Here is a 12,308-nt window from a genome sequence, read left to right as displayed (position 1 = left end):
TATCCAAAAGAATGGCTGCGTCACTTGACGGCGCCGGCCGTCAGACCGGCGATGATCTGCCGTTGCGCGAACATCGTCAGCACGAGCACCGGCAGCGTTACGATCAAGGCAGCCGCTGCAAGCGGTCCCCAGCTCACCTGCTCGAAGGAGAGCATGTTATAGACGGCCACTGGCAGCGTGCGGGTTTCGCGGCTCGCAAGCACGATGCCGAAGACGAAATTGTTCCACGAGAAGATCACCGAGAGAATGAAGGCGACGACGATGCCGGGCCGGGCGATCGGCAGGGCGACAAGGCGGAAAACCTGCCAGGGTGTCGCGCCATCGATGCTTGCCGCCTCCTCGAGTTCCATCGGCGTCGTCTCGAAATAGCCGATCATGATCCAGACGACGATGGGGACGGTGACGACGAGATGGATGATGATCTGCGGCCAGAGCGTTCCGAGCAGATTGAGCCATTGGAACAGCAGAAATAGCGGGATGAGGAAGGAAAGGCCCGGCGTCATGCGGGCGATCATGATGACGATGGCCGACTTCTCTGCCTTCAGCCGCGCGATGCCATAGCCTGCCGGCACACCGATAACGAGGGCGAGCAGGGTCGCTGCCCCGGTCACGAGAATGGAGTTCCAGAAATAGAGGAAGAAATTGTTTTCCTGGAAGACATTGAGGTAGTTCGCCCAGGCTATGCGATCCGGAATGAGGATCGGCGGGTAGGCGCCGTTATCGATCTCGTATTTCAGCGACAGCGAGATCATCCAGAGGAAGAACAGAATTACGGGCGAGACGATGACCAGGGCCACGAAGAACAGGCCGATGCGATTGAGTGTCGAGCGCTTCATCTCAATGTCCCTCCGCGTCGGTCCATTTCGTCCGTTGCCGCATCATCAGGAGGATGAAGGAAAGCGCGACGATGATGATGAAGAACACCACGGCCATGGCCGAGCCATAGCCGATGTCGTAATAGGAAAAGGCGGTGTTGTAGAGATAGATGTTGATGGTCTCGGACGCCGTTCCCGGGCCGCCTTGGGTCATCGCATAGATGATGTCGAAGCTCTTGATCGCATCGATGCCACGGATGATGACGGCGATCATCAGGAAAGGCGAGATCATCGGCAGCGTCAGATAGCGGAACTTCTGCCAGGCGTTGGCGCCGTCGATTTCGGCGCTCTCATAAGGTTCGCGCGGCACGGAGGCGAGGCCGCCGAGCACGATCAGCATGACCAGCGGCGTCCATTGCCACACCTCGACCAGCACGAGGGAGGGGATGACGCTCGCCTGATTGTAGATCCACTCCTGCGGTCCGATGTCCACAAACGATAGCAGGTAGTTGAGCACGCCGAGTTGCGGGTGGAACATCATCGTCCAGACGAGCGCGACGGCAACAGGCGTCGCCATCATCGGCATGACGAAGATGCCGCGCAGGAACCCGCGCAGCGGAAAGTTCGCATCGAAGATCAGTGCCGCCAGCGTTCCGAAGATCAAGGGGCCGACAACGGAGAGCAGGGTATAGAGAACCGTGTGCCAAAGGGATTCCCAAAAGCGCATGTCGGTCGCAAGACGGACATAGTTGTCCCAGCCGACGAAACTCTGCGATTGACCGAGCGTCCACTTGTTCACGCTCATCCACAGGGTGAAGACCCAGGGGAATACGATGACAGCGGCAATCACGATCAGCGCGGGGATGACGAAGGGCCAGTAGTTGGGAGCAAGCCGTTGCGGCTTGCTCCTTCCTTTGGTTGCCTTCGCGGCGGTATCTTCGATGCTCACGGAGGCCATTATCCCTCGCTTCGTGCCAGAACCGGCTCGAATTGGGCGGTTGCTGTCTTCAGTTCGGCTGCAGGATCTGCGCCGCCGATCATGTTCGTCAGCGCGACACCATAGATGTCGCGGAACTCGGTGACCGGGATGATGACGGGCAAGGCGAGCTGGGAGACCTTGGCGGAGCCGGCGACGGCATCGAGCCAGGCACCCGGCATTTTCACGCCCTCGCGCACCTTCTGATCCTCCAGGATGGATTGGCGGAAGGGAACACCGGCGCCGGCCTGCAGGAGGCGCGCGCCCATGTCGTGCGAGATCGCCCATTGGCAGAAGAGATAGGCGGCTTCCTTTTTCTGGCTGGCCGCCGTCACGCCGAGGCCGTCGCCGGTCGTCGCCGCTGCCTGCGCATTCGGTCCTTTTGGCATGACGCCGTAGCCAACCTGGCCGACGACACGGGATTTTTCCGGGTTTTCGATTGGCGGCGCGAAGCCGACGCCATCCACCCACATGCCGATCTTGCCCTGCAGGAAGGCCGATTGCGCTTCGGCCCAGTTGAAGCCGGAAACGCCGGGAGGTGCCGATTTCGTCATCAGGCGCTGATAGAGCTTGGCGGCATCCACGGCCCCTTGCGATTCCGTCTGCAGCTTGCCGTCAGCCGAAAGCGGCGTCGTGCCGTAGCCGAGCATGAAGGTCGTCCACACCGGCGCGTTGGCATTCTTCAGGCCGCGCGCGACGAACCCATAGGTATTGGTCGATTTATCCGTCAGCGCCTCGGCGGCTTTTGCCATATCTTCGAAGGTTTGCGGATAGGCGAGGCCCTTCTTCTCGAACAGGGCCTTGTTCCAGTAGACGATCCAGTAGTCCACCGAGAAGGGCAGCGAGCGCATGACGCCTGCGGAATCCTTGGCGAACTTCAGGCCTGCCTCGGCGAAATCGCTCTCCGTCAACGAGGGATCGGTGAGCGACGGATCCTTCATGAAGCCGCTGATATCAGCGAGCCAGCCACCTTTTTCGAATTGACGCTTCTGGACGTGATAGCTCAGATGGACGACGTCGAAACTTGGCTTGCCGGAGCTGAGCTCGATCGTGGTCTTTTGGCGCTGCTGTTGTTCCGGCGTCGCCTCGGCATTGACCTTGATGCCGGTCAGGGCTTCGAACTCGCTTAAGTATTTGAGGATCGTCTCGCTGCGCGGGCTCTTGACCAGATTGACCTCGAGCGTCGTGCCGGCAAAGCGCTTCCAGTCTACCGCGGCCGAGGCGGTGCGCACACCCAGAAGGCTCGTTGCGCCTAGTGCGGCCGTGCCGGCCATGAAGCCGCGACGTGTCGGATTGAAAAATGACGATGACATTGCGTTCCTCCTCCTGTGGCCGAAAATCTCCTCATTCGCGGCCTTGTTATTCGAACCTCTTCACATCTTCAGCGCGCGATCCCGTGCTCCGCCAATGTGCGATACGAGAGCGGCAACGGCCTCATCGGCCGATCGCCGCTCGATTGCTTCAAGCACTTTCAAATGCTCTTCCATGACCGGCCCGACATGGCCGTTGATGCGGAACCTGTCCTGGCTGATCAACCGCATCTTGATCGAATTGACGCGATAGGCATTCGAGATGATCGTGTTGCCGAGCGCATCGATGAAGGCATCATGCATGCCCCAGTCCACCGATTGCGCGTGAAGCTCGAGTTCCTGCGAGCTGTCGCCGGATCGGATCGCATCGGCAATATCGCGATGGTCCTTCAAAAGCTTGGCAATCGTCTCGTCCGACGCTGAATAGGTGAACAGCGCGACGGCTTCCTTTTCCAGAAATAGGCGCAGTTGGAAGGCTTCGCGGATCAGGTCCAGATCGATATGGGCAATCTGCAATCCGCGCTGCGGCACCGTCTTGATCAGCCCTTCGGCTTCCAGGCGCGGGATCAATTCGCGGATCGCGCCGAGCGTCAGTCCCGTCAGTTCGACGAGCCGCCGCTGCGAGATGAATTGCCCGGGACGAACGTCGCGCGCCAGGAGATGGCGCGTGAAGCTCTCATAGGCTTTCTCTCTCAACGTCGTCTGTTCGCCTGGTCCGTCCATCGGCAGCTCCGGGCTGGTCGGTTAGGCTGCCTTGGCGCGAAACAGTGCGCCGAAAGCAGCAAAGAGCGTGTCGGAATCTTGGCTGTTCAACGCCACGAGCGGCGGACGTACAGCGAGCCAGCTATCGTTGTCAGTCAAACGGGCGAGAATGGCCTTGATCGAGGGGATGACCGGATAGTTCAGCAGTTGCCCGACGAAGCGCTCCACATTGGCGTCGTCGATGCCCTTTTCCGCCATGGCCTGAACTTCGCGAGGAAGGAGATTTGCCATGCCGGAGATTGCTCCCTGTCCGCCGAGCCGAACGCCGCGGGCCAGATGCCGCTCGTCGCCGATCAGAATGATGAGATCGCCATGCGTCTTCAGCAATTCCTCGGTATAGGGCCAATCGCCGGAGGAGTCCTTGACGCCGACAACGACATCCGGAAATGCGTCGCGCAGGCGACCAACAAGGGAAATGGAGAGCGGCACCATCGTCACCGACGGAATATTATAGACGATCACGTCGCGCGCATGGGTGCCCAGCATGGTGAAAACGGCCGAAAACCATTTGAAGAGGCCGTCGTCGCTGACATTCTTGAAGTAGGAGGGTGGGGCGAGGAGAATGTTGCGGACACCTTGCGCCAGCGCCTGTCCAGCCTGTGCAGCAGCATCCTCAGCGGCATCGACCAGTACGCCCATGACGATCTGCTTGGGCTCGATACCGGCCGCGAGCATAGCGGCCAGAACCTGTTTGCGCTCCTGCATGCCGATCGACGCGCCTTCGCCCGTGGTGCCGAAAAGGGTGACGCTCTTGCAGCCATTGGCAAGGCAATGCTTCGCCTGCTCGATCACTCCTGGGATCGCAATCTCGCCATCCGCGTCGAAGGGTGTTGCCAGGGCGGCCGACAGGCCAAAATTCTCACTCATCCGATCCTCCCGATCTTATGGGATGAGTGCGTATCATACTGACATGTTAGTTGTAAAGTACAGTTTTATTCAGTCATGGATAACTGATGTTATGAGTGTGGAGAGGCGTCATTTGCCGATGCGATGGGCGTTATGACGACCGCCTGTTCGTTCGCAATGGTTCCGACTGTAAACAGCCAGAGCTATTTCCGCATAGGCACGTAATCGAGCCCGCCATCGATCTTTGAAGGCCTGCCATCGAGGAAAAGCTCGCCGATGCGCGGCGCGGAGCGGGCGATGACCTTGCCGCGCTTGATGACGGCGAGGCGGTTGGGTTTCAGCCGCAGCGCTTCCAGCGTATCGACGGCCTGCAGCACGACGAAATCGGCATTGCAGCCCTTTTCCAGGCCGTAGCCTTTAAGGCCGAGCGTCTTGGCGGAGTTGACGGTGAGCGCGTCGAAGATCTTCTTCTTGTCTTCGATGCCGGCCATCTGTGCGACGTGGATGGCCATATGGCCGACCTCGAGCATGTCGCCCGAGCCCATCGAATACCAGGGGTCCATCACGCAATCATGGCCGAAGGAAACATTGAGGCCGGCATCCATCAGTTCGCGCACGCGCGTCATGCCGCGGCGCTTGGGATAGGTGTCGTGCCGGCCTTGCAGCATGATGTTGATGAGTGGGTTGGGGATCACATTGATCTTCGCCTCCGCCATCAATGGGATGAGCTTGGAAACATAGTAATTGTCCATCGAATGCATCGAGGTCAGGTGCGAGCCGGCAACACGTCCCTGCAGCCCGAAGCGGATGGTTTCTGCCGCCAGCGTCTCGATGTGACGCGACATCGGGTCGTCGGTTTCGTCGCAATGCATGTCGATGGGAAGGCCGCGATCTGCGGCGATCCTGCAAAGCGCTTCGACCGAGGCTCTGCCCTCATCCATCGTGCGCTCGAAATGCGGAATGCCGCCGACGATATCGACGCCCATGTCGAGTGCGCGTGAGAGGGAGGCAACGCCGTCCTTGGCGCGGTAGTATCCATCCTGCGGGAAGGCGACGAGCTGCAGGTCGATATAGGGCTTGACCCTGTCCTTCACCTCCAGAAGCGCCTCGGCCGTCACCAGCTTCGGATCGGAAGTGTCGATATGGCTGCGGATGAAGAGCAAGCCTTGGGTGACTGCGAGATCGCAGTAGCGCAATGCGCGATCGACAAGCTCCTCCTTCGTCACGATCGGGCGCAGCTCCCCCCAAAGCGCGATGCCTTCCAGAAGCGTGCCGGAAATATTCATGCGCGGCAGGCCAAGCGAAAGCGTCGCATCCATATGGAAATGCGGATCGACGAAGGGCGGGCTCACCAGCCGATTGGTCGCATCGACTTCTTCCTTTGCCTCGGCCGCGATCGAGGCCTCGATTGCTGCGATCTTGCCGTCCTCGACCGCAATGTCGATGCCCTTGCGGCCATCAGGCAGATTGGCATTACGAATGATCAGATCGAACATGGAAGGCTCCTCGGATTATCTTTCGCCACGGCGATAGGGTTGCATCAGCGCCTGTGGCACGCGGGCACGCCTGCTCATGACGGCAAGGGCGACGATGGACAGGATATAGGGCGTCATCAGGAAGATCTGATAGGGCGCACCCTGCACCGCCGTCTGCAGACGCAGCTGGAATGCGTCGAAAAAGGCGAAGAGCAGGGCGCCGAACAGCGCCCGGCCCGGCCGCCAGGACGAAAAGACGACAAGCGCGATGCAGATCCAGCCGCGGCCCTGCACCATCGTCGGAAAGAAGCTGTTGAAGGCGGAAAGCGTCAGGAAGGCGCCGCCCACGCCCATTAGCGCGCTGCCGGCAATGATGGCGCCATAGCGGATCTTCATCGGGTTGAGGCCTTGAGCCTCGGCCGCATGCGGGTTCTCACCCGTCATGCGGATCGCAAGCCCAACCGGTGTGCGGAAGATGAGGTATGCCATGACCAGCGCGACCAGGATTGCGAGATAGGTCGGCGTCGTCTGTGTGAAAAGCGCCGGGCCGATGAAGGGCAAGGTGGAAAGCCCGGGAATTGCGATCGGCTGGAACGGCGTGATGGTCGGCGGCGTCCCAGCGACCGGAACGATCAGCCGGAAGATATAGTAACTGAAACTGGATGCAAACAACGTCACACCGAGACCTGAAACATGCTGCGACAGGCCGAGCGTCACCGTCAGGACCGAATGCAGAAGCCCGAAAATGCCGCCGGCGATCGCCGCGATCAGAAGTCCGGCCCACAGGTCGGCGCCGTGATAGACGGAGAGCCAGCCGATCATTGCACCGAACGTCATGATGCCCTCGATGCCGAGATTGAGGACGCCGGCCCGTTCGCAAAGCAACGCGCCAAGTGTGCCGAAGATCAAGGGTGTTGCAATCCGCAGCACGGCAGCCCAAAGTCCGGCTGAAGCAATGATATCGACCAGCGTGCTCATCGGCGGATCCTGTACTGCGTGAAGAACAAGGCGATCAGCATGGTCAACAGCGACAGGGCGACCGTGACGTCGGCGATGTACGTGGGGATGCCGAGGCTGCGGCTCATACCGTCGGCGCCGACGAACATGGTTGCGGTGAAGATCGCCGCAAGGACGACGCCGAGCGGGTTAAGGTTTGCAAGCATGGCAACGACGATGCCGGCATAGCCGAAGCCGGGCGATAGATCAGTCGTGACGTAACCCTTGACGCCCATGACTTCGATCGCGCCGGCAAGGCCGGCAAGCCCGCCCGAAAGACAGGCGACCTTGACGAGCGTCGACCCGAGGCGAACGCCGGCGAACACGGCGCCTGACGGATTGAGGCCGGCTGCCCGCGACTGCATGCCGAAAACCGTGCGCGACTGGATGAAATAGACGATCGCCGCAATGATGATCGCAATTGCAAAGCCGATATGAAGGCGCGATCGGGCGATCAGCTTCGGCAGCATGGCGTGATCGCCAAGCGCCTGGGATTGTGGCCAGCCGAATGCCGTCGGGTCCTTCAGCACGCCGTCGATCAGCATGGAGACGAAGAGAACCGCGATGAAATTCAGGATGAGGCTCGTCACAACCTCGTCGACGGAGAAGCGCAGCCGCAGCCATAGCGGCACGAGGATCAATATCATCCCGGCGAGGGCGCCGATGATCATCAACAGCGGAATGAGGATCGGGCCGGGCAGCCCGGCAAGCATTTTCGACCCGAAGGCCGCAACGGCAATGGCGCCGAAATAGAATTGTCCCTCGGCGCCGATGTTCCAGAGGCGGGCACGAAAGGCGACCGCGGCGGCCAATCCCGTCAGGATCAGCGGTGTTGCGCGGGTCAGCGTCTCCGTCGCCGAAAGCCTGGAGCCGAAAGCACCAAGCAGGATCCGCCGATAGGCTTCGAAGACCGGCGCGCCGGCAATCGCGATCAGGATGCCGGCGAGCGCCAGGGCCGCGACGACCGCAAGCACCGGAGCAAAGATGATCATAGACAGGGGGCGGTGTTCACGCCGTTCAAATCGCATGTTCGGCCCCGCTTCTTTCCTTCCATTCACCAGCCATCATCAGCCCAAGCATGCGAGCATCGGCCTCACCGGCATCGATCGGTGCCGAAAGGTGACCGCCGACGATGGCCTGGATGCGATCAGCCAAGGCGATCACTTCGTCCAAATCCTCCGAGATCAATAGAACGGCGGTGCCCTGTCGGCGCGCTTCTAGAATGCGTCCGTGAACGGCGGCCACGGCCCCTTCATCCAGTCCGCGCGCCGGCTGGGCGGCGATGAGGATACGCGGGCGTTCATGGAGATTGCGGCCAAGGATCAGCTTCTGCATGTTGCCGCCAGACAGCAGCCGGGTGCGGCTTGCCACACTGCCGCCGCGCACATCGAATGCTTCGATGATCTCCTGCGCGAAGGCCATGCCGGCACTGCGGTCGACCAGACCATGCTTCGAATAGGAAGACAGGCGCTCGAGCACGGCATTCTCCCAGATCGCCATTTCGCCGATCGCACCATCACGATTTCGGTCTTCCGGAATGCGACCGATGCCTGCATCGATGACCGCAGCCACATCAAGATCGCCGACGGGCTTGCCGAACAGAAGAAGCTCACCGGAGGAACGGCTTGCGGTGCCGGACAGGATTTGCCCCAGGCTCGCCTGGCCGTTGCCCGACACGCCGATAATGCCCAGAACTTCACCGGCGCGGACATGAAAGCTGATCTTCTTCAAGCGCTCGACGCCACCGGTCCTGACGGTGATATCGCGAGCTTCGAGCACGATGTCGCCCGGCGTTGACGCTTCGCGGATTGGGCGCGTGACGCGATGTCCGACCATAAGTTCCGCAAGCTCGGCCTTGCTGGTCTGAGATGCCCGTCTTTCGGCTGCAACCTTGCCGCCGCGCAGGACGACGATACGGTCAGCCGTGGCCATGACTTCATCGAGCTTATGGGAGATGAAGATCAAGGATAGACCTTGTGCGGCCATCTGTTTCAGCGTCGAGAAGAGCTTTTCCGCCTCGATCTGGGTGAGAACGGCGGTCGGCTCGTCGAGGATCAGGATGCGCGCGTCGTTGTAGAGCGCTTTCAGGATTTCCACCCGCTGCTGCTCGCCGACCGAGAGATCGCCGAGGCGGGCATCGGGGTCGACCTTCAGGCCGAAACGCTCGGAGATCGCCAGAAGCTTATTGCGGGCCGACGTCATTTGAGATGTGAGCGACCACAACCTCTCAGTCCCCGTCATGATGTTTTCGAGCACTGTCAGGTTCGGCGCCAGCGAGAAATGCTGATGCACCATACCGACGCCAGCCCGAATTGCGGCGCGCGGCTTGCCCGGTGGCAGTTCCACATTGTCGATCAGGATGCGGCCGGTATCGGGCACATAGTGGCCGAAGAGGATGCTCATCAGCGTCGTCTTGCCGGCGCCGTTTTCTCCGAGCAGGGCAACGATCTCGCCCTTTGCCAAGGACAGCGAAATATTGTCATTGGCGAGGGTGCTGCCGAAACGCTTGCTGACACCTTCGATGGTGAGAACGGCTGTGGTCATGTCGCGAAGCCTGCAATCGGGAAGCGGTGTTGCCACCGTTGCTCGGCCTCGAGCGCAGATGCAAGCCGCAGCAACAGCTTATCCTCGCTCATGGGCGCCATCATCTGGATCGGCAGCGGCAATCCGTGCGTATCTTCACCGAAGGGAAGCGTGATTGCCGGAAAGCCGGATATGTTGGCGAGCGAGGCAAGAGGCGCAAAGGAGGCCATGCGCTCGAGGTGCAATTCCGTGTCCGAATGATCCGTGGGGAAAGAGCCAATCGGCGGTGGCGCCGCGGCAAGCATGGGCATGACGATGACATCGACCCTGTCGAAGATTTCCCACAGAGTGCGGCTTGCCCTGACGGCGCCATTAAGCGAGCGCCAAAGGACTGTTGCCGGCATGGCGCGTCCACGCATGATGAAGGCTTGCGTCATCGTCTCCACGAGGCGCACGTCCAGTTTGAGATCGTCAATCAGGCCGGCGATATTTACGGAGATGATATCGCCAAAGGCACGGGCGCTGGCCTGGATGGCACTCTCCATCTCATCCCAACGGATGGATATCAGCTCGTTTCCTTGGCTTTCCAGGAACCTGGCCGCTGCTTCCACCGCTTGGGCCCGATCCGACTCGATAGCGTAGTGCCGTCCGGTATCGGTAAGGAGGCCGACGCGAAGCTTGCCCGTCTTGGCCGGGTGTTGAGCGATGTCCGCGTACGGCCCCCTTGTCTTTCCGCGGACAACATCGAAGATCGTTGCGGTATCGCGCACGGAGCGGGTGACCGCAAGTTCGCTGGCGATGCCGCCGAGATGATTGCCGAAGGAGGGCCCGGCGGGCACCGCCCCGCGCGTCGGCTTCAATCCGACAAGGCCGCAGCAGGCGGCCGGTACGCGGATCGACCCGCCCGCATCCGTTGCATGCGCGATCGCCACGATACCGGCAGCGACTGCGGCTGCGGCGCCACCCGACGAGCCGCCGGCAGTTCTGCCCGGATCCAACGGATTTCGGCTGATCGGGCCGATCGCAGGTTCGGATGCGAGTGAGAAGCCGAATTCCGGGCTGGTGCTTAAGCCGAAGGCGCAGAGGCCGGCATCGCGAAAACGCTCTGCCAAATCGCTGTCCGCGCCTTTGCCGGCGCGGGCGAACAAGCGAGAGCCAGCAATCACCGGCAGCTCCGGGAAGGGGCCGCCGAGATCCTTGGCGACCGTCGGCACACCGGCAAAGGCGCGCTCCGCAAAGCGGTCTGGATGTACCGATGCCTCCTGATCCAGGGCGAGCGCTGCCGCAAGCCCGGCTTCAGGATTGATATAGGTAATGGCGCCAAGCTCATCTTGCTTGGCGCAAGCATCAAGCGCAGCCTGCATGGCATCCACGCAGGTAAGCGTGCCGGATTTGATGGCGCCGGCCAGCTCCGTGGCATCGGCGAATGACGGGCTGCCCATGATCGCGCCGGGCAGTTACTTCGGCTGATCCGCTACCTTCGGCACTTCGAAGGTGCCGGCCTTGATGTCGGCGCGGACCTTCTCCATTGCAGCTTCGGCCTCTGCTGGTGCTGTGCCCTTCACATAGACGATGTCGCTGCCGCCTTCCTTCATAAGGCCATAGGCCGTGTAGTTGCGGCCGACCGGCTTGCCGCCGGCGACATCGGCGATTGCGGCATTGAGTATGGGGCGGAAGTACCACATGGCGTTGGCAAAGACGGTATCGGGATAGCGTGGCGTGTAGTCGATCAGCGATCCCACCGATTTGATATGCCGCTCCTTGGCGGCATCCGCGGTGCCGATGCGCTCACCGAAGAGAATGTCGGCGCCGGCGTCTATCTGCGCGAGACCGGCTTCGCGTGCCTTCGGCGGGTCGAAGAAGGTGCCGATGAAGGAGACGAGATGCTTGCAGTCAGGATTGACCGCTTTGACGCCGGCAGCAAAGGCATTGATCAGCATGTTGACTTCCGGGATCGGGATGGCGCCGACCGAGCCGACGACATTCGACTTAGTCATCTTGCCCGCCAGCATGCCGGCGAGATAGGCGCCGTCATAGTTCCAGGTGCCGAAGACGCCGAAATTGCTGCCGGCTGCCTCGCCGCTGGAGCCGAGAACGAAGGCTGTGTCCGGGTAGTCCGCAGCGACTTGACGTGCTTCCTTTTCCACCGCATAGGCTTCACCAATGATCAGCTTGTTGCCCTGCTCGGCATATTCGCGCATCGCGCGGGGATAGTCCGTGCCGGAAACGCCTTCGGAAAAGACGTATTCGATAACGCCTTCCTTGGCCGCATCTTGAAGTGCCTTGTGAAGACAGGAATTCCAGGCGTTTTCGACTGGCGAGGCGTGAATGCCTGCCACTTTGAGCGGCGCAGCTGCGCGCGCAGCCGGCGCAAGCGCGCTGACGCCGAGAGCGATGCCCGATGCAATGACGGCACGGCGTGACAGTATGATTTCATTGGTCATTTTTAGTTCCCCAGCTTTTTGATCAATTGGTAAAAATCATATGAGGAGGCTAAAAATGTGTCAAGCGATCCGGGTGCTCAAATAATATGCGGGAGTGGCAAGTGTCCGCTTGTTGCCGGTGGCTCCAAGCAGCCGGCACGATCGCTATTTCATCGCTTTAC

General features: G+C 60.8%; 11 protein-coding genes. All 11 read right to left on the bottom strand.

Annotated elements, in window-relative coordinates; translation table 11 throughout:
* Nucleotides 1–20 precede the first annotated feature (20 nt).
* The 11 genes from AC13RE_RS17270 to AC13RE_RS17220 all read right to left on the bottom strand — a co-directional run bounded on the left by AC13RE_RS17270 (nucleotide 21) and on the right by AC13RE_RS17220 (nucleotide 12,147).
* The gene (locus AC13RE_RS17270; RefSeq protein WP_488482592.1) at nucleotides 21–836 is read right to left on the bottom strand and encodes a carbohydrate ABC transporter permease; all 816 of its coding nucleotides are present in this window, start codon (nucleotides 834–836) and stop codon (nucleotides 21–23) included.
* A gap of 1 nt (nucleotide 837) precedes the next feature.
* Nucleotides 838–1,773 (bottom strand): carbohydrate ABC transporter permease, encoded by a 936-nt coding sequence (locus tag AC13RE_RS17265; protein WP_488563830.1) that lies wholly within the window; start codon nucleotides 1,771–1,773, stop codon nucleotides 838–840.
* Entirely contained in the window at nucleotides 1,773–3,104 is a 1,332-nt protein-coding gene (locus AC13RE_RS17260) for an ABC transporter substrate-binding protein (protein WP_132717978.1), read from the bottom strand. Before AC13RE_RS17260 ends, AC13RE_RS17265 begins: the two co-directional genes overlap by 1 nt.
* A 60-nt stretch (nucleotides 3,105–3,164) precedes the next feature.
* Entirely contained in the window at nucleotides 3,165–3,824 is a 660-nt protein-coding gene (locus tag AC13RE_RS17255) for a GntR family transcriptional regulator (protein ID WP_488563829.1), read from the bottom strand.
* 21 nt (nucleotides 3,825–3,845) lie between these two features.
* A complete protein-coding gene (locus tag AC13RE_RS17250) occupies nucleotides 3,846–4,730 on the bottom strand; it encodes a dihydrodipicolinate synthase family protein (protein WP_488563828.1) in 885 nt (294 codons plus the stop codon).
* 182 nt (nucleotides 4,731–4,912) lie between these two features.
* Entirely contained in the window at nucleotides 4,913–6,205 is a 1,293-nt protein-coding gene (locus AC13RE_RS17245; RefSeq protein WP_488563827.1) for an amidohydrolase family protein, read from the bottom strand.
* 15 nt (nucleotides 6,206–6,220) lie between these two features.
* On the bottom strand, nucleotides 6,221–7,162 hold the full coding sequence (locus AC13RE_RS17240; RefSeq protein WP_488563826.1) for an ABC transporter permease: 942 nt from the start codon (nucleotides 7,160–7,162) through the stop codon (nucleotides 6,221–6,223).
* Complete coding sequence (locus AC13RE_RS17235) at nucleotides 7,159–8,208, bottom strand: ABC transporter permease (RefSeq protein ID WP_488563825.1); 1,050 nt, start codon at nucleotides 8,206–8,208, stop codon at nucleotides 7,159–7,161. The genes AC13RE_RS17240 and AC13RE_RS17235 overlap by 4 nt, the downstream gene beginning before the upstream one ends.
* Nucleotides 8,198–9,724: an ABC transporter ATP-binding protein gene (locus AC13RE_RS17230; RefSeq protein WP_488563824.1), complete on the bottom strand. Its 1,527-nt coding sequence runs from the start codon at nucleotides 9,722–9,724 to the stop codon at nucleotides 8,198–8,200. The genes AC13RE_RS17235 and AC13RE_RS17230 overlap by 11 nt, the downstream gene beginning before the upstream one ends.
* A complete protein-coding gene (locus AC13RE_RS17225) occupies nucleotides 9,721–11,145 on the bottom strand; it encodes an amidase (RefSeq protein ID WP_488563823.1) in 1,425 nt (474 codons plus the stop codon). The genes AC13RE_RS17230 and AC13RE_RS17225 overlap by 4 nt, the downstream gene beginning before the upstream one ends.
* Nucleotides 11,146–11,160: 15 nt before the next feature.
* Nucleotides 11,161–12,147 carry a BMP family protein gene (locus tag AC13RE_RS17220; RefSeq protein WP_488563822.1) on the bottom strand — a complete coding sequence of 329 codons (987 nt, stop codon included), beginning with the start codon at nucleotides 12,145–12,147 and terminating at the stop codon, nucleotides 11,161–11,163.
* Nucleotides 12,148–12,308: the final 161 nt, after the last annotated feature.

It is taken from the genome of Martinezella sp. CNPSo 3959, from assembly GCF_057784355.1.
This window is presented reverse-complemented; position numbering and strand designations above follow the sequence as displayed.